The organism is Vibrio sp. QJM3NY_27 (genome assembly GCF_057785955.1).
Genome location: NZ_CM173511.1, coordinates 1,932,307 through 1,953,162, shown reverse-complemented (window position 1 = coordinate 1,953,162; position 20,856 = coordinate 1,932,307). Strand labels below are relative to the sequence as shown.

16 protein-coding genes are annotated in these 20,856 nt (G+C 44.1%); 10 read left to right on the top strand and 6 right to left on the bottom strand.

What is annotated here, in order from left to right:
• The first annotated feature begins 15 nt into the window (after positions 1-15).
• From AC3CIA_RS08820 to gnd, 4 genes are all read left to right on the top strand, one after another.
• Positions 16-711: a response regulator gene (locus AC3CIA_RS08820; RefSeq protein WP_004733584.1), complete on the top strand. Its 696-nt coding sequence runs from the start codon at positions 16-18 to the stop codon at positions 709-711.
• Positions 712-1,148: 437 nt separating this feature from the next.
• On the top strand, positions 1,149-2,651 hold the full coding sequence (gene zwf / locus AC3CIA_RS08815) for a glucose-6-phosphate dehydrogenase (RefSeq protein WP_004733585.1): 1,503 nt from the start codon (positions 1,149-1,151) through the stop codon (positions 2,649-2,651).
• Positions 2,648-3,382 carry a 6-phosphogluconolactonase gene (gene pgl, locus AC3CIA_RS08810; protein ID WP_488518890.1) on the top strand — a complete coding sequence of 245 codons (735 nt, stop codon included), beginning with the start codon at positions 2,648-2,650 and terminating at the stop codon, positions 3,380-3,382. Before zwf ends, pgl begins: the two co-directional genes overlap by 4 nt.
• Before the next feature lie 28 nt (positions 3,383-3,410).
• Positions 3,411-4,859, top strand: coding sequence for a decarboxylating NADP(+)-dependent phosphogluconate dehydrogenase (gnd, locus tag AC3CIA_RS08805; protein WP_004733587.1), 1,449 nt, complete (start codon positions 3,411-3,413; stop codon positions 4,857-4,859).
• 135 nt (positions 4,860-4,994) lie between these two features.
• Here gnd and AC3CIA_RS08800 read toward each other — a convergent pair whose 3' ends face one another.
• Positions 4,995-6,155 (bottom strand): HD-GYP domain-containing protein, encoded by a 1,161-nt coding sequence (locus AC3CIA_RS08800; protein ID WP_488517981.1) that lies wholly within the window; start codon positions 6,153-6,155, stop codon positions 4,995-4,997.
• Positions 6,156-6,580: 425 nt separating this feature from the next.
• Between AC3CIA_RS08800 and AC3CIA_RS08795 the strand changes: the two genes are divergently transcribed.
• Positions 6,581-6,994, top strand: coding sequence for a VF530 family protein (locus tag AC3CIA_RS08795; protein WP_054547682.1), 414 nt, complete (start codon positions 6,581-6,583; stop codon positions 6,992-6,994).
• 568 nt (positions 6,995-7,562) lie between these two features.
• Here the strand turns inward: AC3CIA_RS08795 and AC3CIA_RS08790 are convergent.
• From AC3CIA_RS08790 to AC3CIA_RS08775, 4 genes are all read right to left on the bottom strand, one after another.
• Positions 7,563-8,321, bottom strand: coding sequence for a sulfite exporter TauE/SafE family protein (locus AC3CIA_RS08790; protein ID WP_171308698.1), 759 nt, complete (start codon positions 8,319-8,321; stop codon positions 7,563-7,565).
• A gap of 192 nt (positions 8,322-8,513) precedes the next feature.
• Complete coding sequence (locus tag AC3CIA_RS08785) at positions 8,514-10,034, bottom strand: tripartite tricarboxylate transporter permease (protein WP_004733593.1); 1,521 nt, start codon at positions 10,032-10,034, stop codon at positions 8,514-8,516.
• A gap of 10 nt (positions 10,035-10,044) precedes the next feature.
• On the bottom strand, positions 10,045-10,545 hold the full coding sequence (locus AC3CIA_RS08780) for a tripartite tricarboxylate transporter TctB family protein (protein ID WP_171308697.1): 501 nt from the start codon (positions 10,543-10,545) through the stop codon (positions 10,045-10,047).
• A 245-nt stretch (positions 10,546-10,790) separates the two neighbouring features.
• Positions 10,791-11,762, bottom strand: a complete 972-nt coding sequence (locus tag AC3CIA_RS08775) for a tripartite tricarboxylate transporter substrate binding protein (RefSeq protein WP_017076146.1) — start codon at positions 11,760-11,762, stop codon at positions 10,791-10,793.
• Positions 11,763-12,212: 450 nt separating this feature from the next.
• On the opposite strand from AC3CIA_RS08775, the gene AC3CIA_RS08770 reads away from it, so the two are divergent.
• The gene (locus tag AC3CIA_RS08770; RefSeq protein ID WP_488517980.1) at positions 12,213-15,383 is read left to right on the top strand and encodes an HD domain-containing phosphohydrolase; all 3,171 of its coding nucleotides are present in this window, start codon (positions 12,213-12,215) and stop codon (positions 15,381-15,383) included.
• Positions 15,384-15,414: 31 nt separating this feature from the next.
• On the opposite strand, the gene AC3CIA_RS08765 is transcribed toward AC3CIA_RS08770, so the two are convergent.
• Positions 15,415-16,179, bottom strand: coding sequence for an AraC family transcriptional regulator (locus tag AC3CIA_RS08765; RefSeq protein ID WP_488517979.1), 765 nt, complete (start codon positions 16,177-16,179; stop codon positions 15,415-15,417).
• 98 nt (positions 16,180-16,277) lie between these two features.
• Here AC3CIA_RS08765 and AC3CIA_RS08760 point away from each other — a divergent pair, with 98 nt between their 5' ends.
• The 4 genes from AC3CIA_RS08760 (at position 16,278) to prpC (ending at position 20,842) form a co-directional block, all read left to right on the top strand.
• Entirely contained in the window at positions 16,278-17,399 is a 1,122-nt protein-coding gene (locus tag AC3CIA_RS08760; RefSeq protein ID WP_488517978.1) for a multidrug effflux MFS transporter, read from the top strand.
• Between the two features lie 377 nt (positions 17,400-17,776).
• Positions 17,777-18,496, top strand: a complete 720-nt coding sequence (locus tag AC3CIA_RS08755; RefSeq protein ID WP_488518889.1) for a GntR family transcriptional regulator — start codon at positions 17,777-17,779, stop codon at positions 18,494-18,496.
• 100 nt (positions 18,497-18,596) lie between these two features.
• On the top strand, positions 18,597-19,493 hold the full coding sequence (prpB, locus tag AC3CIA_RS08750; protein ID WP_488517977.1) for a methylisocitrate lyase: 897 nt from the start codon (positions 18,597-18,599) through the stop codon (positions 19,491-19,493).
• A 146-nt stretch (positions 19,494-19,639) separates the two neighbouring features.
• Positions 19,640-20,842: a bifunctional 2-methylcitrate synthase/citrate synthase gene (gene prpC, locus AC3CIA_RS08745; RefSeq protein WP_488517976.1), complete on the top strand. Its 1,203-nt coding sequence runs from the start codon at positions 19,640-19,642 to the stop codon at positions 20,840-20,842.
• Positions 20,843-20,856 lie beyond the last annotated feature (14 nt).

Genomic DNA, 20,856 nt, shown 5'->3' with positions numbered 1-20,856 from the left:
AAAGGAAGAACATAAATGAGCGCAATCACGAGAGTCATGGTCATTGAAGATGATATTGCGATTGCAGAGCTACACCATCGTTATTTAGAACAGATGGGTGGCTTTGATGTGGTGGGGATTGCGACCACGCAGTCTGAAGCGTTAATGCAATTAGACATATTAAAGCCTGACTTGGTTTTGTTGGATGTGTATCTGCCGGATGGATGCGGGCTTGATATTTTGAACCACGTTCGTGGTAGTAATCAGGGTTGTGATGTGATTTTGATTACTGCTGCGCGAGACGTCGATACCTTGCAACAGGCAATGCGCGGTGGAGTCGTGGACTATCTGCTCAAACCTGTGATGTTTCCTCGCTTAGAAGCGGCGCTGAAAAAATATCAATCGCAGCTGCAAGAGTTTGAAAGTGTGTCTGATTTGAACCAAGGTTTGGTCGATAAGATGCTGCAAGCCAACGCGAAAGCGGACTCAGGAAAAGTGTCAACATTACCCAAAGGAATTGATGGCGTAACGCTTGATAAAATTAGAGCCATTTTTCAACAAGCCGACATTGCTGATATTACAGCAGATGAAGCAGGTGAACGGATTGGAGCGAGTCGAACCACTGCTCGACGCTATTTGGAATTTCTAATCACGACTGGCGAGTTAGTGGCTGACTTAAATTACGGGTCAGTAGGCCGCCCAGAACGCTGCTACAACAAAGCTAGAAGATAGATTTAGCGACAACAAGTCACAAAGACAAACGCGATGCTGTCAAATAAATATAAAGCCAGTTGAATAGGCTGGTTTTGCCTTTCTCTCCATTTCCTATTATTCACTCCACCGACCAGATACCGTTCTTTCTTGACTACAATGTTTGAGAATACCGATTTGCTTCACTCTCGGGCTCGGCTAACTGAGCTATCGATTAGAATTTGTTCGAAATGAGTCAATATTTAATCGATTGCTTTCACAGTGGTTGATGTAAATCAAATACTCATAGACAATACTGTCCCGAATAGAGGTGATAGCTTTCACCCTCGTTTACCAAACGCATTCTCAAGTGTAATAGGCACTCGCTATTGATGTAATAGCCAAGACCTATTATCTATTTTCGTATGTCGCTGATACCTTTGGCGAATACTAAAAACCTTGTTTTTATAGGAAAGATGATGGTAATACCTGAAAACAGCAGCATCGTTATTTTTGGTGCATCGGGAGATCTAACTTACCGCAAGTTAATTCCTGCTTTGTACCACCTGTATGCTAGCAATCAACTACCAAAATCCTTTGCGATTCTTGGAGTGAGCCGTACTGAGTACAGCGATGAGTCTTACCGTGAGAAGCTGAAGAAGTCTCTTCAGGAAATGGAAAAAACTGAGCCAGAGACGCTGAATGCATTTATTGAACATCTGCATTACCAAGCGATCAACACTTCAGATGTAGACGACTACGCTCGTTTAGCACAACGTCTAGACAAGCTTGAGCAAGACTACCAATTCGAAAACCATAACACATTGTTCTACTTGGCAACCCCGCCAAGCCTATACGGTGTGATTCCAGCAAACCTTGCTGCGCATGGCCTGAACGACGAAAAGAACGGCTGGCGTCGTCTGATCATCGAGAAACCATTTGGTTACGACTTAGCATCAGCTCAAGCGTTAGATGAAGAGATCCATCATCACTTCCAAGAACACCAGATCTACCGTATCGACCATTACCTTGGTAAAGAGACGGTTCAAAACCTTCTAGTGCTTCGTTTCTCAAACGCGATGTTTGAACCACTGTGGAACCGTAACTTCATTGAATACGTTGAAATCACAGGTGCTGAGTTCCTTGGCGTTGAAGAGCGTGGCGGATACTACGACGGTTCTGGCGCAGTTCGTGACATGTTCCAAAACCACTTGCTACAAGTATTAGCAATGGTTGGTATGGAGCCACCAGCTCAAATCAATGCGGATTCAATTCGTGACGAAGTGGTTAAAGTACTTCAGTGTCTGAAACCACTGGAAGAAGACGACCTGCGTAAAGATTTGGTTCTAGGTCAATACACAGCATCAGATGTTCGTGGTCAGCACTTGCCTGGTTACCGCGAAGAGCATGGTGTCGCAGACGACTCTCGTACTGAAACGTACATTGGTCTTAAAGCACACATCAACAACTGGCGTTGGAATGGTGTTCCTTTCTACGTACGTACGGGTAAACGCTTACCAACACGTGTGACTGAAATCGTGATTCACTTTAAGAACACGCCACACCCAGTGTTTGGTCAAGATGCACCAGAGAATAAGCTGATTATCCGTATCCAACCGGATGAAGGTATTCAGATGAGCTTTGGTTTGAAAGAGCCGGGTGCAGGCTTCAAAGCAAAAGAAGTGAAAATGAACTTCTCTTACTCTGACTTGCCTGAAACTCAAATGCTGACGGCTTATGAGCGTCTTCTTCTTGATGCGCTGAACGGTGATGCGACTCTATTTGCACGTACCGATGCAGTAGAAGCATGTTGGAAGTACGTTCAACCGATCTTAGATCTCAAACAAGACCCTCAAGCACTGTTTGGCTATGCTTGTGGTACTTGGGGCCCGCAAGAAGCCGATGAGCTTCTGCAGCGTGATGGCCGCGCATGGCGTTTCCCATGCAAAAACTTAACAGACACGGATTACTGCGAACTATGATCAATCACAAGATCTTTGCAACGCCTGAACTGGTCGTTGAAAACCTAGCAAATGAAATGAAAACATACAGCGAGCAGGGCAAACCTGTTCACATTTCATTGTCGGGTGGCAGCACGCCAAAAATGCTTTTCAAGCTTTTAGCTCAAGCGCCATACGCAGAAGGCATTCAATGGAATAACCTTCATTTCTGGTGGGGCGACGAACGTTGCGTGGCACCTGATGATGCAGAAAGCAACTTCGGCGAAGCGAACGCGCTATTGTTTTCAAAACTAAGAGAATTTTCTCAAGTAAACTTTCCGGCAGAGAACATCCACCGCATCCGTGGTGAAGATGAGCCTAAAGCAGAAGCAGAGCGTTTCGCAAAAGAGATGGCAGACGTGATTCCAACTGAAAACGGCACGCCAGTTTTTGATTGGATTCTGCTAGGTGTTGGCGCAGACGGCCACACAGCTTCACTATTCCCGGGTGCAACTGACTACCAAGATGAGAACCTATCTGTATTAGCTTCTCACCCAGAGTCGGGTCAAATCCGTGTTTCTAAAACGGCGAAAGTTTTAGAAGCAGCAAAACGAATCAGCTACCTAGTACTGGGTGCAGGTAAAGTTGAGATCGTTAAAGAAATTCATACAACTCCTGCTTCAGAACTGCCTTACCCGGCAGCAAAAATCCAGTCTAAAACTGGCGAAACAGAGTGGTTCCTAGATTCAAATGCAGCAAGTGCTATCGCATAAGTGCGAATAGCCGCAAGGAGATAAAATAATGAAAGGTGATATCGGTGTAATTGGCCTAGCAGTAATGGGTCAGAACCTTATCCTAAACATGAACGACCACGGCTTCAAAGTTGTGGCTCACAACCGTACTGCTGCTAAAGTAGACGAGTTCCTAGAAGGCCCAGCTAAGGGTACTAACATTGTTGGTGCTTACTCTCTAGAAGAGCTAGTTGAGAAGCTAGAAGCGCCACGTAAAGTGATGCTTATGGTTCGTGCTGGTGACGTTGTAGATACGTTCATCGACAAGCTTGTACCACTTCTAGACAAAGGCGACATCATCATTGATGGTGGTAACACTAACTTCCCAGACACTAACCGTCGTGTTGCTGCTCTTCGTGAGAAAGGCATCCACTTCATCGGTACGGGCGTTTCTGGTGGTGAAGAAGGCGCTCGTTTCGGTCCTTCTATCATGCCAGGCGGTTCTCCTGAAGCTTGGGAAGCGGTTAAGCCTATTTTCCAAGGTATCTCTGCGAAAACTGACGCGGGTGAGCCTTGTTGTGATTGGGTTGGTAACGACGGTGCTGGTCACTTCGTTAAGATGGTTCACAATGGCATCGAATACGGTGACATGCAGCTTATCACTGAAGCATACCAGTTCATGAAAGATGGCCTAGGTATGAACCACGACGAAATGCAGGCTGTATTTGCTGACTGGAACAAAACTGAGCTAGACAGCTACCTAGTAGAAATCACTGCTGACATCCTTGGCTACAAAGATGAAGACGGTGAAGCGCTAGTTGAGAAGATCCTAGACACTGCTGGCCAAAAAGGTACAGGCAAATGGACAGGTATCAACGCACTAGACATGGGGATCCCACTGACTCTAATCACTGAGTCTGTATTCTCTCGTTGCCTGTCTGCACTTAAAGACCAACGTGTTGAAGCTGAGAAACTGTTCGGCAAGACTGTTGCTCCAGTTGAAGGCGACAAGCAAGAGTGGGTTGATGCAATCCGTCAGGCTCTACTTGCTTCTAAGATCATCTCTTACGCTCAAGGTTTCATGCTAATGCGTGAAGCGTCGAACGAAAACGGCTGGGATCTAAACTACGGTAACGTTGCACTTATGTGGCGTGGCGGTTGTATCATCCGCTCTGCATTCTTAGGCAACATTCGTGATGCTTATGAAGCGAACCCAGAGATCGCATTCCTAGGTTCAGATGCATACTTCAAAGGCATCCTAGACAACTGCATGGGCGCTTGGCGTAAAGTTGCAGCTAAGTCTATGGAATCAGGTATCCCAATGCCATGTATGACTTCTGCACTAACGTTCCTAGACGGCTACACAACAGCTCGTCTTCCAGCGAACCTTCTACAAGCTCAACGTGACTACTTCGGTGCTCACACTTACGAGCGTACTGACCGTCCACGTGGTGAATTCTTCCACACAAACTGGACTGGTACAGGCGGCGACACTGCTTCTACAACTTACGACGTATAATCGTTAGTTAGAATCAGTAGAGAACAAATTTGTTCTTTCAGCTGCAAACTAGAAAACAAAAGGATGCCTCAGTGGCATCCTTTTTTGTTGGTTTACGTTCTCTTACTTAGGCTTGAATAACAAAGAAGCCATAGTTTAAGCTGTCATTAAGTGCGGCTGAGCATCGTCATTGTATTGCTCCCGAATTGCCATAAAGCCGTCTAGGTTCTGTTTAAGAGCCACAACACACTCTGGGTCGAACATTGAACCGTTCTGCATTTCAATGTATTCCATCACTTCATCGAGTGTCCACGCGTGCTTATAAGCTCTTTTGCTCATCAGCGCATCGAATACATCGGCTAATGTCACTATTCGAGCTTCGAGTGGTATCGCTGTGTTACTCAAAGCATCTGGTAATCCAGAGCCATCAAACCGTTCATGATGGTGGCGCACAATATTCTTAATGAATTGAATCTCTTCACTGCACATCGAGCTGTGGTGGGAAAGGGCAACCACGTCATCAATCATCTCTTCGCCATACAAGGTGTGATTGTTCATGATGTTTCTTTCTTCTTCGTTGAAATGCGCGCTACTGAATAGCACCTTATCTGGAATTCGATACTTTCCTATGTCGTGAAAGGGCGCATACAACCGGATTCGATGAATGAATTGGTGGGTGATTTCTCTTTTGGTGTGCGACAGAGTGCGAGCAATTTTTTCACTGTATTTACCCATGCGAATGAGGTGTTCTTTGGTTTCTGGATCTCGAGCATGACCCATGTTTAAAGCTATCGCTAAAGAGGATTGAAAGTGACGTTGGCGCTCAAACCACTGAACGAAAAGGCTAGAGATGACTTGAGTGAGATAGGCGATATCACACTGAATAGTTTGGTTAGCAAAAAATCCTGTTGATGAAGCATTGATAAATACAAACCCAAGATTACTTTCTTGATGATGAATCGGTGTTGTATAACTACTTTGATGACCGAGATCGAGCAGGTGAGATATTTGTTTGGTTGAGCTAATGGTGGTGAGGTCGTTGATGATCCGGGTATCTAAAGACTCAGCCATGCGCGACAAAGCCGATTCTGGCGTAAGTTCTTGCTCAACGTAACGATGTTCGGCTTCTTGGCACAGAGTGTCCGAAACAAAGTAATTCGACGCTCTATTTTCGTTGCATAGCACAACCGAGAGCCTAGACAGAATGGGGTAATGTTCGCGAGCTAGCCGAAAGAGATCATCAACGATGGCGATAATGTCTTTATCTTGGGCGGCTACTCTGCTGATTTTTGAGTAGTCAAACATGGTCAAAGCCAACCTTTATTTATAATTATATCATTGTTTAATATCGTTATTTGTAGGTTTCTATACCACTTCTAACATAGCATCGTGCTGTTAATTAGCAATACTGCGTTCTAATAAATTTATAATTCATTACTTAAATTATGGATATTTCATGCTTCTATCATGGTTTTTGTTAACTTGAACGAATTTGGTCGAAATCTAAGAGAGGCAATAATCGGGAGTACATGGCGGTATTGCACGCGACATTAGGATAGTAAGTGACCATTTTAAAATTAAATTGAAAGATAAATAGGATAACGAGCATGCTTTATGCCATCATAAAGGCATAGATAAGGGCAATGGATGTAATGCCCAAATGATTGAGCTAGATATGGTCAGTGATGACGGTGTTCTAGAGTATATTCAAGGCCGTGAGCTGCCTTGGAAAAGGTAAAGATATGACTGAAGACGAAAGAATCGAACTGCAACAAAACAACCCACTGCACGGCTTAAAGCTAGATACTATGATCACTGAATTAGTGGATCATTACGGTTGGGAAATTTTGGATGCAGCAATGCGCATGAACTGCTTTAACACTAAGCCAACGGTGGCAAGTGCTGTTAAATATCTGAAGAAGACTGAATGGGCTCGTGAGAAGGTTGAAAACTTCTACCTTTACCGTTTCAAGCGTATGCCTAAAGCATCTGATATTGAATACCAAATGCCTCCGCGTTCACGTACGTTCCGCCATGGGTTAGAACCTCGTGAGCCAATGGAATTGACGGTTGAATCGATTCTAGCATCACAAGCTAAAGCAGCGTCTGCATTTAAAGAGCGCCGTGGCGGTAACGGTCGTAACTTTCGTCGCTAGTAATAGGGCGTCGTTAATAGAAAGGCGTCGTTAGCTTTAACGTCTTTATGTAAAGACGTAAGTTGAGCATCGTAAGATAGCCAAAGCCTTGACTGCAAAATACAAAAGGAGCCCAAGCGCTCCTTTTTTAGTGCGTGTCGCTTTAGTCGTTCGTCTTAAGCTTCGCGGTTCTTTCTTTGATTCTTCCAAAGGTCAACGACATAGACAATGGCGCTGATCAGTAAGAATAACGCTGACACAGAAAACAGAGCGGGCATTTTTAGGATCCACGCAAATGTGGCAGCAAGAAAAGCGACAAAGCAAATGAGTCGACTTGATGACATGACCGAGTTTAATGTTCATAACGCCTCCTAATGAAGTCTCACTTTCGACAGGAGAATTATCCCACCTTTGGTAAAATAAAGGCTAAAAAACAGTCTAAATTGTTATCAAATTTGCTAATTGAAGGACTCGCCTCACATATTTCACCTTGGCTATTTTATGAGCAATAAAATAGCGAAATAGGTATTGAGAGAGTGGAGTCTTTTCGGTCTGTCTTTCATGTTGAAAGCCTTATTGAACTGAACGTCTAGTTAGCATAGAAAAAGTAAGCGGTGATCAAAAAGCTAGCGATGATCACTGTGGTACGAACATATTGTTGTGGGATACGGCGAGAGATTTTTGCTGAATAATAACCACCAACCAATGTACCAAATAATACAGCCATGCCAGACGGCCAATCAATCGAACCATTCACAACAAAGAACACGATTGCCGCGAGTGATGCACACGCAGACACCAACAATTTGATGCCATTCATTACATTAATGTTGGTGTAACCAGCCAGAGCTAAGTAACTCAACGTTACTATCCCCAAACCTGCATTAAAATAACCACCATAAATACACACGATCAAAAGTAATACAGCTGAAAAGAATACCCCTGCGCTGGTGGCGTGTTTGTGTTTAGCCGTAACTTTTTTGAGCCATTTATTAAGCGTTCCGCCAAAGGTGAATAGAAGTGCTGCAAAAAGTAGTAACCAAGGAACGGATTGAGTAAATAGGGCTTCTGGTGTGTGCAATAGTAAAAACGCACCAATACCTCCACCAATTACACACAAACCAATGGTCAGTTTTAGCTGCTTAGTACCAGATTGAATTTCGTGGCGTAGAGCGTAGGCTCCGCTCATGTAGCCAGCGCATGAAGCAAAGGTATTGGTCGCGTTGGCCGCTATTGGTGGAACACCAGCAAATAATAGAGCGGGGAAGGTGATGAAGCTGCCGCCGCCCGCAATTGAGTTAAGCACACCGCCAATCACCCCTGATAAGAATAGAATCAACCAATCCATAGTTTTAGAATCCAATACGTTAACTAGCTGGTTACCTTACTTGAATTTGTTATGAATATCAGCGCCGAGTGTGTTGTAAAGGTAGGTTTGTGAGTTTGCTACCATCTTTAATCGCTAGTTCTAATTGAGGTCCTAAATGAAAAAAGGAGCCAATGGCTCCTTTCGTTGAGGTTTCGTTGAATTGGTAGAGTTTTACACTTCTACTGGCTTCGATTTAAAGCTTCTAAATAGTTTTACTAAGATTGGGCTAGATAGTACCAGCACAGCTAGAATAGTGAACGTCATCGTGATTGGTCGTTCCCATAGGAAGCTCAGCTCGCCATCGCTGATCATCAATGCACGTCGTAGGTTCTCTTCCATTAATCCACCAAGGATAAAACCTAGGAGTAATGGGGCAAGTGGGAAGTTAGCCAACCTCAGCGCAATCGCAACCATCGCAACAATGAGCATTACAAAAACATCCATCGTGTTGAAAGACACCAAGTACACGCCTGTGATTGAGAAGAAGATAATCATTGGCAGTAGTACCGTTCTTGGTACCGCGAGCAGTTTAGAGATGTAAGGGATTAAAGGCAGATTCAAGATAACCAGTACGATGTTACCAAAGTACATCGAGATAATTACTGACCAAAATACATCTGGGTGTTCAACAAACAAGCGAGGGCCCGGCTGAATACCGTAAGCGATTAGGGCGCCAAGCATGATTGCCGTAGTACCAGAGCCAGGAATACCGAGCGTCAGTAGCGGAACGAATGAACCACTTGAAGCTGCGTTGTTTGCTGATTCAGGAGCAACAAGACCACGAATACTGCCTTTACCAAACTCTTTCTGTTTGTCTTTTGGCGCAAGACTACGTTCCATACCGTAACTTAAGAACGCAGCGATAGTCGCACCAGCACCGGGTAGAACACCCGTAAAGAAGCCGAGAATTGAAGAGCGAATCGAAACAGGTGCTACTTCTTTGAACTCTTCTTTGGTGATTTTCATGCTACCAATATCAGCCATCTTTTGGCTTTCTTCGCCGCTAGTGTCTTTCTCTGGTTTCAAAATACCCATTAAAGTCTCACCTAAAGCGAAGGTTGCCATTGCAAGAAGTAAGAAGCTAAAGCCATCCATCAGGTCTGTTAGACCAAACGTGAAACGCTCAACACCAACGCCTTTGTCGATACCAACAGTAGATAGCATCAAACCAAGAATGGTCATCATCCATGCCTTGATCACCTGACCTGGGCCCGCAAACGCCGCTACTGCCGATAAACCTAAGAGCATCAATGCGAAGTAGTCTGAAGACTGGAAGCTCAATGAGACGCTTGCTAAAGCCGGAGCCGCAATCAAAAGCATTATTGCCGAAAGCGTGCCGCCAGTGAAAGAAGAGTAAGCCGCGAGTGCCAACGCTTTACCAGCTTGGCCTTTTTGTGCCATCGGGTAGCCATCGAATGCGGTTACTACCGTTGAAGAACAACCCGGAGCGTTGATTAAGATTGATGACGTCGAGCCACCAAATACAGCGCCGTAGTACACACCAGCCATCAAGATTAGGCCAGAAGAAGGATCTAGGCCGTATGTAATCGGGATCATCAACGCGATTGCTGAAATTGGACCGAGTCCCGGTAGCATCCCAATAAAGGTACCAACAAAACAGCCAACAATTACCATCATGATGTTCATTGGCATCACGGCGGTCGAAAGTCCTTGTAAAATTCCGTCTAACATAATGTTATCCCTACCAAAGAGTGAAGATTAAACCAGGCTCTAGGTAGATATCTAAGCCTTGAGTTAATAAAAGAAAGAACGCGATAACGAAAGGAAACGACGCGCCAAATAAGACAGCTTTGCGGCGCTCACCCAGTAGGTAAAAGCCTGCAAGTAAGAAGAAGCTGGTTGCTAAAACAAAGCCAAGATAAGTCAGCCCAACACCGTACAGAGCCATTAACACCAAGAAGCCAACAAGTAGTTTCCAGTTCAGCGGCGTAGTGTCGCATGTGACTTTTTTATCCGGCTGTCCGGTTATAAGCAGGATCAACGAAAGGCCAATGCCGATAAACGTTAGCAGGATAGGTAAGGTTCTTGCTGTGAAGGGTTCGTACTCGTCACCGGGGAACAAAGGAATCAGCGTGGTTTGGTAGCCATAGCATAAACATGCAAGCATAAAGAGCATGGCTCCGATGCGATCCTTCGAAAGCAAAGATTCCTTACTCAGAAATTTGGTTGGTAAGTCCGACATATCCAACTCCATTTGGGGTGGTATAAAAAATAAAAAAGCCGTACATGAGCGAGTCAATGAAATGTCTGGGATCACTAACCAAAGGTAAGCGAATTACGGTACTGGTTTATCAGCCACTTGCGTTTACAACGAATCGGCAAGCGTGAGTAATACGTCTACGAATAAACAAAGGAGTTTGAAGTTAACTCATGTACGGCGAAACAAGGAAAGAGTAAGAGGGCACATAGGCCCTCTATGGTTGTTAGTTATTTCAAGAAACCAAGCTCACGCATTAGGTCGCCCATCTGTTTTTCTTGATCTTCTAGGAAGGCGTAAAAATCTTTGTCAGCTTTGTAGTTGTCGATCCAACCGTTACGGTCACGAACCACTTGCCACTCATCGGTTTTGTACATTTTGCCAAGCGCTACATTCCATTCATCGATCTTCGCTTGGCTTGTGCCCGGTGCTGCAAAGAAACCACGCCAGTTAGCGAATACGGTTTCGTTGCCGTACTCAGTCAGTGTTGGGATGTTAGGTGCAGCGTCAAGACGCTTTGGTGCCGTTACAGCAAGCACTTTCACTTGGCCAGATTTAGACATCTCTAGCACTTCACCAAGGCCAGTAGAAAGAAGCTGTGTTTCGCCAGACAGTAGCGCTGCCATTGCTTTGCCGCCTGCATCGTAGGCGATGTAACGTACTTTCTTAGCGTCGAAACCTTCGCCTTTGAACGCCGCTGCTACCACAAGGTGATCCATACTGCCACGAGCTGAACCACCTGCGATTTTCACTTTACGTGGGTTGGTTTCGAACTCTTTTACTACATCTTCCCAAGTGTCGTACTTCGAATCAGCAGACGCCACGATTGCACCGTAGTCGGCAATAGTTGCTGCAACTGGTGTTAGGTCTCGGAAAGATTGTGGGAAGATACCTGTTAGTGAGCGGACAACGATAGGTGTTGAGTTCACCATCAACGTGTCTTCTTGGCGTTGAGCTGTTTCGATTAGGTGTGCAATGGCTTTACCGCCGCCGCCACCAGACAAGTTTTGGAAAGAGACATTTTCAACGATGTCTGATTTCACTAATACATCACCCGTACCACGAGCCGTCATATCCCAACCGCCGCCAGCACCGCCAGGGATTAGGAAGTGGATTTTCTCTAGGTCCGCAGCAAAAGTGTTGAAAGAAAAGGTAGCTGCGATGATAGAAGCCGCAAGAGTAGGTTTCAGTGCCTTGAACATGGTTCACGTTCCTTATGTAGGGGATCTCTTCAATGGAGAGAAACTTATGTTTTATATCCAGCTGCTAAACACACGAGTAGAGCATTGCTTAGCAGATGAGGTTAAAGTTAACGATGTGTTAACGAATTGTCTTTAATGCGGCGATATTGAGGATAAAGAACATTGGGTGAATAAAGTTCATAAAGTTCACGGAGGCGTGGCTATAGGACTCTTCCAGCAATAATAACTAGGTTTTTCTTGAGGTTATGTGAACAATTTTTTTGACTGCTGGTCGCTTTATACTGCTGTGTATCATTAAAGAGGGTACTTATTGCGACACAAAGAGTGATATGGAGAGGCGCTCTTTAATATATAGAATAATATGTTGCTAGGTGTGCAGTGCTACTGTAATAATATGATTATAGCTGGCACGTTACATTTCTGAGCTAGTGGTTATTCAAGGATCGAATAATGACAGACAAAAAAATTTCGTTACGATTTACTGTTGGAGGAATGTTTTTACTCGCGACATTTCTTACCGCTGTTGTTGCGGTTTCACTGCAATATTACTTCAGTAAAAAAATGGCGACTGAGAATACCCTATCAAAGTTGACGATGGTGTCCCAAGAGCTGAGTAACTATATCGGCGCGGTTGATTCTGACGCAGCCAATACCGCGCGTTTACTTTCTTCAGTGAAACGTTCTATAAGTAACAAAATATCTAAAGAAGAGTCGCGTACTATTCTTTCAGAAGCAATTAAAGATAACCCTCTCTTTTATAGTATTTACATTGGCTCGTCTAATGAAAACTTCTTCCAAATTATTAATCTAGAATCTGCCCCTGTCGTTAGAGAAAAAATCGGTGCACAACAAACGGACCGTTGGGTTGTGGTTGAGATTCATAATATAGGGGAGGAGCGCGTCCGTACGACGAAATATTTTGACCAAGAGTTTACGCTAAGAAACTCAACTACGGAGCAGAGCAACTACCTTCCAACGACCAGGCCTTGGTATGTTTCTGCTAATGTTCAGTCGGTCGAAAAAACTCAGCCATATCTTTTCCAGCATTTACAAATTACCGGGCAAACTTATTCTTTAGCGTTTGATTCAAAAATAGAATCTGAAGTTCAACATGTGATTGGTATTGATATTGTGTTGTCTTCTTTGGCTAGCAAACTATCAAGTGCGGCGCTTGGCTTAGCAGAAGACAGTAAGGTGGAGTCTTTCTTATATTCGAAATCGGGTAATATTATTGCGTCTAACCTCAAGGTTAACAATCAGGAATCGGAGTTTGATGTACCAACATTGATGCTATCGTCTGAGCAGCAAGCCTTGGTTAACGATACCCCTCCGCTGTTAGTGTCTAATCAAAATGATTGGGGGCCGATGGACTTTTCAGTGGCGGGAAAACCAAACGGCTATGCGATAGACCTTCTTAAAATGATTGGTGAGATGACAGGGATCAAGTTTGAATTTGTTAATGGTTTCTCTTGGGGCGAGCTTGTCAGTAAGTTTCAAGAAGGAAGTATTGATGGCCTGCAATCGGTTCAAAATTATAAAAATAATGGTATAGATGGCCTATACACGACTCCAATTTATGAATTGCCATTTTCTATCGTGACAAGGGTCGGCGCGAAGGTTGTCACTAATTATACCGAGCTTGAGGGTAAAAAAGTTGCCATTTTATCTGGGTGGTCAATTATTCCTAAGTTGAGAGAGGATTTTCCGAACATTGATTTAGTTGAATTTGAAAACCTAGAGTCTGCATTTAATTCAATTGAAAGCGAAGAGAACTTTGCTTTCTTAGAAGCAGAACCCGTACTCTCGTTTGCATTAGATAGGTTTTTCCAGCCAGGCCTTATTGTCAATGGGACTCTAGAAGATCTAAAACAGAACTACTCAAACCAATTCCATTTGGTGCTGCAGAGCAAGCATAAACAATTGCTTCCAATCATTGATCAAGCTATCAGCAAGTTAAGTGGTGAACAACTTGATGCCTTAGCGAAAAAGTGGCTGCATGATACCGGCTTTAATACGAATACGACGGTTCCTTATACTGAACTTTATGATTTGACTAAGGAAGCAACGGTTGAAGGCTGTATGGTAAGGGTAGAGTTGAATGGCGAGATCAAACATCTCTATTTAAAGAAAATAGACACGGGCGAACACTACTCTGAGTATTTTGCGGTATTGATTCCCGAATCTGAAGTCTTCAGTACAGTCAATAAACGTCTAGCAACCTCTGTTGGTGTAACGGTGTTACTGATGAGTTTGACGTTGCCTATTGCTTGGGCTTTTGGGGCGCCGATAGTGCATCCAATTCGCCAATTAGAGGAAGAGACTCATAAGGTTAAGCTGCGTGATTATGACAACGTGACAATTCTTGATACTCGAATCAAAGAAGTGTGGGAATTATCTGTTGCCGTAAAAGATATGGCTATGGAGATTAAACGACATGAACAGATGCAAGAGGCGTTTGTTGAGTCGTTTATCAAGCTCATCGCTCAAGCGATCGATGATAAGTCCGCTTATACGGCAGGGCATTGTAATCGTGTACCAGAACTCGGCTTGATGTTGGCTGACGCGGCTGAACAATCACAATCTGAGCACTTCAAAGACTTTGAGTTTAAAAATGATGACGAACGCCGTGAGTTTAGAATTGCGGCTTGGCTTCATGATTGTGGCAAGATCACGACACCGGAACACATCGTCGATAAAGGTACGAAGCTAGAAGCGAACTACAACCGAATCCACGAGGTGAGAACTCGTTTTGAAGTACTTTGGCGTGATGCGGAAATCACTGCTTTGAGAAAACAACTTGAAGGTACTCTATCAACGCAACTGATAGCCGATGAGCTTGCGGCAACGAAACAGCAGCTACAAGATGACTTTGCCTTTATCGCTACGTCGAACGTTGGTGGTGAGTTCATGAGTGACGACAAAGTTGCTCGTATTCGTTCGATAGCTGAGACGACTTGGATGCGTAATTTTGATGACCAACTTGGTCTATCACCGATAGAAGCCTTGAATCGAGAATCGAGTTCAAGCTTGCCAGCGACAGAGCTGCTGTTAAGTGATAAGCCTGAACATATAGTGAAAAGAGATAGGCCGTTAGAGTTCGACCCGAAATATCAAATCAAAATGGATGTGCCGGAGCACCTATACAACTTAGGCGAAGTCTACAATCTGAGCATTGCACGTGGCACGTTAACTGCTGAAGACCGATTCAAGATAAATGAGCATATGCTTGGCACGATTAAGATGCTTGAGAACCTGCCATTCCCGAAAGAACTAAGCCGTGTTCCTCGCTATGCTTCGACGCACCATGAAACACTCAAAGGCACAGGATATCCAAGGAAGTTGACTGGCGACGATCTTTCAATTCCAGAACGTATTCTGGTGATCTCCGATATTTTTGAGGCATTAACCGCTGCGGATAGGCCGTATAAGAAAGCGAAGCCGATTAGTGTTGCTGTCGATATCATGTACAAAATGGCGTTGGACGAGCATCTCGATATAGAACTGTTTAGGTTGTTCCTAACTAGCGGGACACATATCCGTTATGCCGAAACGTATTTAAAACCGGAACAGATCGATCATATAGACCTATCAAAATATGTAGTTGAAGGCGTCGCTGCTTAACTTTGCCAGAAAGCATGAATGGCTGTTGACCTCACTTCATGTAGTGAGTTGGGGTTTCTCCGGTGTGTTGCTTAAAGAAATGAATAAACGCACTGTCACTGGAGAACTCTAACTCGTGGGCAACCACAGAGACACTCTTTTTTTCTGACAATTGCTCAATGGCACTTAACAGCCTCCATTGTTGACGCCAAGCTTGGTAAGGCATCCCCGTTTCTTTGATGAATAATCGGCTAACGGTCTTGCTGCTTGCTCCAATATGCTTGGCCATTTCATTGAGTGGTTGAGGTAACTGTGTTCCTAGTTTTACTTTTTCTAACCACAACGCTAATCGTTTATCTTTGGGTAAAGGTAGCGTTAGCTCGTTCCTTTCTGCGTAAGAAAGTTCTTCGCAACACAACGCCAATGTGTTTTGTTGCTCTTCACTAGGTTTATCCCAATCCCAAAAAGCCATTCGTTCGATCAACTCCTTTAGTAGTGGTGTGACGTTAAGAATACTTAACTCTTCAGGCAAGTTTTTAATGTGAAGAGGATCAAAATAAAGCGAACGATAGGCCACGACATTGTTCATGGTTGCACAATGCTCAATTCCTGCGGGTATCCACGCAACTTTGGTGGGCGGCAACACACAATGCATTCCGTCGAGGGTAATACTGATGCAACCATGTGGTGCAAATAACAATTGTGCACGGTTGTGTGTATGCATACCAGAATCGTGCCTGCCGACTTGGGCGGCAATGCCGACAAAGGGATAGGGCATTCCATCAACATAAAAAGGTGTGTTGTCATCGATTAACATTATTTGTCCTTATTTTGATATTTGTTGTTCTACTGTTGATATTTGAACATAAATGAAATCCATATACTTCTCTTATTCCAGTTTTAGAAGAGAATAATATGAATAAAAAACCCCATATGGGACTGATCATCGTTCTGCTGATGTTCCCCCAAATTGTTGAAACTATCTACAGCCCAGTATTGCCGCACTTAGTTGATTATTTTGGTGTATCAATGGCAAGCGCTAGTCAAACCTTGTCGATTTACTTTATTTCTTTTGCTATGGGTGTTGTTTTTTGGGGACGAGTTTCTGATCTTATTGGCCGAAGAAAAGCGATGTTGTGTGGTTTGTTTACTTATGGCGTTGGTTGCCTTTTAGCCATCACGGCAACTCAATTTGATATGGTCATGATTGCGCGGGTTGTTTCAGCTTTTGGGGCGGCGGTAGGCTCAGTTATTGGTCAAACAATATTGCGAGATAGCTATGAAGGCAAAGAGCTAGGGAAAGTGTTTTCGCTAGCAATTGTTGCAGTATCAATCAGCCCTGTTGTTGGTTTAATGTCAGGAGGATTGATTGCTGAATATTTTGGACACTTAGTGGTGTTCAGTTTATTGCTTGTCATGGCTTTTATATTGCTGATCGTATCGGCCTTTTCCTTACCCGAAACGAAACCTGCTGATACTAAAACAGTCAGCTTTATTGGTATTTTCACGGTAATGCTAAAAGATAGAGATATTTGGAAAAGTGCGATTCTTGTGGCTTGCTTTAATGTCATGATGTTTAGCTATTATTCTTTAGCGCCATTTATGTTCAGCCAGTTTGGCTTAAGTTCCATTGAATTTGGTTACAGTGGCGTGATATTAGCGGCAGCATCTGTTTTAGGAAGCTCGATGAATAAACGATTGCTAGTAAAAGAATGGGGTTCCCAACGACTCATTCAGATCGCGGTGTTAATCAGCTTTATTGGGGCTATTCAGGTGTACTTTTACCAAGACAACCTTTGGTTTCTATTAGGAATGGCTGCTGTGGTTGTAGGGTTTGGTATGGCAAGTCCTAATATATTTAGTACGGCGTTGGTCAATTATAAGCACCAAGCAGGCACGGCCGGGGCGGTTCTAGGATTGTTGTATTACTGTTTAATTGGTGGGGGACTAGGGCTTGCTGGTGAGATTGGTAACTTAGGGGTAGTGCTAATAGGAATGTCGTTATTGGCAAGTATCATGTTGATGTCTCGTGATTAACCTATTTTGAGAGTGTTAATCTTGTGAATAATAAAGAGAGGCGATCATTGCTTCTCTTTTTTTGGTCTAAATAGCTGATGGGTAGAAATGAATACTATCTCTAAAAGTTGACTGTCAGTTGTCGACACATTGTTTTCGAGCAAATTTGGGGTGGGTAAGGGTTTGAAGCTTGCTCACGATTTAACTTAATGAATAACATCTATTTATTTTCTTTTATGGCTTCGTTTTACTACTTCTCTACCGCTTAATAAAAGTACTACCTTAGTCTAAATTGTCGACAATTAGCTTGATTGTCGACAATTTAATCGTGTATTTTATGTTCATGTTATGAAATTGTTGACAGTTAAGGTCGGCAATCAGAAGTGAGCTGCGTGAATATGAAGACTGCGATAAAAGATCTCACCTTAAGTGCAAACACGAAAACACGTGTGAGCGACAAAGAAAACACTAAGTCGGAAAATCTGACAGAGTATCTCGTTGAGGCGATTGTTAACGGTGAATTACCACCGGGCAGTAAGATCTCGGAGCCTGAACTGGCTAAACGCTTCGAGGTAAGTCGAGGACCATTACGTGAAGCGATAATGCGTATCGAAGGGCTTGGCCTAATTGAGCGAATTCCTCATGTCGGCGCTCGAGTTATTACTTTTTCGGCAGACAAACTGCTAGAGCTTTACGCGGTGCGAGAGGCATTGGAAGGCATGGCGGCGCGCTTAGCAGCGCGACATATCACACAAGAAGAGCTTATCGGGCTTGAAGGATTATTGTCGACACACTCAAAGCACATCGATGAAGTTGAGGGTTCTTCTTACTTTCATCAACATGGGGATTTCGATTTTCATTACCGCATTATTAAAGCGAGTCGTAACAGCAAACTCATTTCGTTGTTGTGTGACGAGCTTTATCACCTATTACGCATGTATCGCTACCAATCGCCTAGAGCACAGTCTCGACCAAAAGAGGCGCTTGATGAACATAAATACATCCTCCAAGCGATTCGCAACCGTGATGAAGAGCTAGCAGAAATGCTAATGCGACGACACATCTCGGGCAGTCGATTGCTTATAGAACAACAAATTCAATCCAAAGATCTTGATTAAGCGACCATTGGAATCTGTCAGCGGATCAGTGCTGGCGATAACCAAAAGCCGTAAGTCTTAAAGGTTAGCTAGAAATAAACAATTAACAGGGAGCGTCATTATGAAGTTATCAGCAGGAGCAAAGTTCCGACAAGCTGTGCAAGACAACGACCCATTGCAGATCGTCGGTACGGTGAATCCGTATTGCGCGATGATGGCAAAGAACTTGGGGCATCAGGCGATCTATTTGTCGGGTGGAGGTATCGCCAATGCGTCTTATGGTTTGCCTGATTTAGGTATTACGACATTGAACGATGTGTTGGTGGATGTTGAACGTATTACCAATGCGTGTGATCTGCCTTTGCTGGTGGATATCGATACGGGTTTTGGTGGCGCATTTAATATTGCACGTACCATTCGAGCGATGGAGAAGGCAGGCGCAGCTGCAATTCATATGGAAGATCAAGTGGCCCAGAAACGCTGTGGTCATCGACCAAATAAAGCGATTGTGAGCCAGCAAGAGATGGTCGATAGAGTCAAAGCGGCAACCGATGCTAGAACCGATGAGAGCTTTGTGATTATGGCGCGTACGGATGCATTGGCGGTTGAAGGCATTGATAGTGCGATTGAACGAGCGATTGCGTGTGTTGAAGCGGGCGCTGACATGATTTTCCCTGAGGCGATGAATCAGCTAGACCAATACGTGAAGTTCTCGGCGGCGTTGAAATCAGCAACGGGTAAGCACGTACCTATTCTTGCAAACATCACTGAGTTTGGCCAAACGCCACTCTACAACTGTAACGAGTTGGCCCAATCAAGTGTCGACATGGTGCTTTATCCATTGAGTGCGTTCCGTGCGATGAACAAAGCGGCGGAGAATGTTTACAAGCACTTGTTAGTTGAAGGCAATCAAGAAGCTATGTTGGATTCAATGCAAACCCGTAAAGAGCTTTACGAACACCTGAATTACCACGACTACGAAAACAAGCTTGATCAGTTGTTTTCAAGCGAAGGGTAAACCAGTTTCAATTAATCAAAAATCAACTTAATCCAATAATGTGAAATGGTTAGTCGCCATATCCAGTACCGATAATAAAGATCATCGGGCATATAAACAGGCAGCACCAAAGAGTGCAGGCGGCTAACACAGAAAAGGAGTTCACCATGTCTGTATCTTTGAGTGATAAAGCAGCTGTCGAAAAGGCTTCAACAGAAAACCAACAACAAAGCGAAAAAATAGCCAGCGCACCTGCAATCGGTGGTGCTGGTCTACGTGGCCAAAGTGCGGGAACCACCGCGCTATGTACCGTAGGCCAGTCAGGAACGGGTTTAACTTATCGTGGTTACGATATTACCGACCTTGCTAATCATGCTCAGTTCGAAGAAGTGGCGCATCTGCTACTAAGGGGTCACTTACCCACTGAAAAAGAGCTCGATGATTACAAAACATTGTTGGTTGGTCTACGCGGCTTACCTCAACCTTTGAAAGCAGCACTAGAGCTTATTCCTGCAGACGCTCATCCAATGGATGTAATGAGAACGGGTTGTTCAATGTTAGGTAATCTAGAGCAAGAATCTGACTTCTCTGAGCAACTGTTCGCGACCGAACGAATGCTTGCGCTTTTCCCTGCGATTATTTGTTATTGGTACCGCTTTAGCCACGATGGCGTGCGCATTGATACTGAAGATCAAAGCGAAGCATGTCTGGGTGGCTACTTCTTGAAAATGCTAACAGATAAAGCGCCGAGTGAACTGCATAAGAAGGTAATGCACTGTTCGCTAACGCTTTACGCAGAGCATGAGTTCAACGCATCTACTTTTGCTGCCCGTGTCTGTGCCTCAACACTGTCAGATATTCATTCGTGCGTTACAGCAGCAATTGGCACACTAAGAGGCCCGCTGCATGGTGGCGCGAATGAAGCGGCGATGGAAATGATCCAAGATTGGCAAACCGCCGATGAAGCAGAAACTAACATAATGCAGATGCTTGCTAACAAAGACAAAATCATGGGTTTCGGTCATGCCATTTATCGTGAAAGCGACCCACGAAATGCTCTAATCAAGCGTTGGTCAAAAGAGCTAGCTCAAGAGGTCGGTGATAAACAGCTTTACACCGTTTCAGAACGTGTTGAAGCGGTTATGAAGCGCGAGAAAGGCTTGTTCTGTAATGCTGACTTCTTCCATGCATCGGCATATCACTTCATGGACATCCCAACCAAATTGTTTACTCCGATCTTTGTGATGAGCCGCCTTACAGGTTGGACGGCGCATGTGTTCGAACAAAGAGAAAACAATCGCATCATTCGTCCAAGTGCAGACTACACCGGGCCAGAGCATCAAGACTGGTTACCTATTCATCTACGTTAGCCCTCTATAACGAG

Excerpts from the sequence above, each read along its gene's own strand:
- AC3CIA_RS08790 (WP_171308698.1), bottom strand. The coding sequence starts at position 8,321 with ATGGATTGGTTGATTCTATTCTTATCAGGGGTGATTGGCGGTGTGCTT.
- AC3CIA_RS08780 (WP_171308697.1), bottom strand. The coding sequence starts at position 10,545 with ATGTCGGACTTACCAACCAAATTTCTGAGTAAGGAATCTTTGCTTTCG.
- AC3CIA_RS08760 (WP_488517978.1), top strand. The coding sequence starts at position 16,278 with ATGAATAAAAAACCCCATATGGGACTGATCATCGTTCTGCTGATGTTC.
- AC3CIA_RS08775 (WP_017076146.1), bottom strand. The coding sequence starts at position 11,762 with ATGTTCAAGGCACTGAAACCTACTCTTGCGGCTTCTATCATCGCAGCT.
- gnd (WP_004733587.1), top strand. The coding sequence starts at position 3,411 with ATGAAAGGTGATATCGGTGTAATTGGCCTAGCAGTAATGGGTCAGAAC.
- zwf (WP_004733585.1), top strand. The coding sequence starts at position 1,149 with ATGGTAATACCTGAAAACAGCAGCATCGTTATTTTTGGTGCATCGGGA.
- AC3CIA_RS08755 (WP_488518889.1), top strand. The coding sequence starts at position 17,777 with ATGAAGACTGCGATAAAAGATCTCACCTTAAGTGCAAACACGAAAACA.
- pgl (WP_488518890.1), top strand. The coding sequence starts at position 2,648 with ATGATCAATCACAAGATCTTTGCAACGCCTGAACTGGTCGTTGAAAAC.
- AC3CIA_RS08795 (WP_054547682.1), top strand. The coding sequence starts at position 6,581 with ATGACTGAAGACGAAAGAATCGAACTGCAACAAAACAACCCACTGCAC.
- prpB (WP_488517977.1), top strand. The coding sequence starts at position 18,597 with ATGAAGTTATCAGCAGGAGCAAAGTTCCGACAAGCTGTGCAAGACAAC.
- AC3CIA_RS08785 (WP_004733593.1), bottom strand. The coding sequence starts at position 10,034 with ATGTTAGACGGAATTTTACAAGGACTTTCGACCGCCGTGATGCCAATG.
- AC3CIA_RS08770 (WP_488517980.1), top strand. The coding sequence starts at position 12,213 with ATGACAGACAAAAAAATTTCGTTACGATTTACTGTTGGAGGAATGTTT.
- AC3CIA_RS08765 (WP_488517979.1), bottom strand. The coding sequence starts at position 16,179 with ATGTTAATCGATGACAACACACCTTTTTATGTTGATGGAATGCCCTAT.
- AC3CIA_RS08820 (WP_004733584.1), top strand. The coding sequence starts at position 16 with ATGAGCGCAATCACGAGAGTCATGGTCATTGAAGATGATATTGCGATT.
- prpC (WP_488517976.1), top strand. The coding sequence starts at position 19,640 with ATGTCTGTATCTTTGAGTGATAAAGCAGCTGTCGAAAAGGCTTCAACA.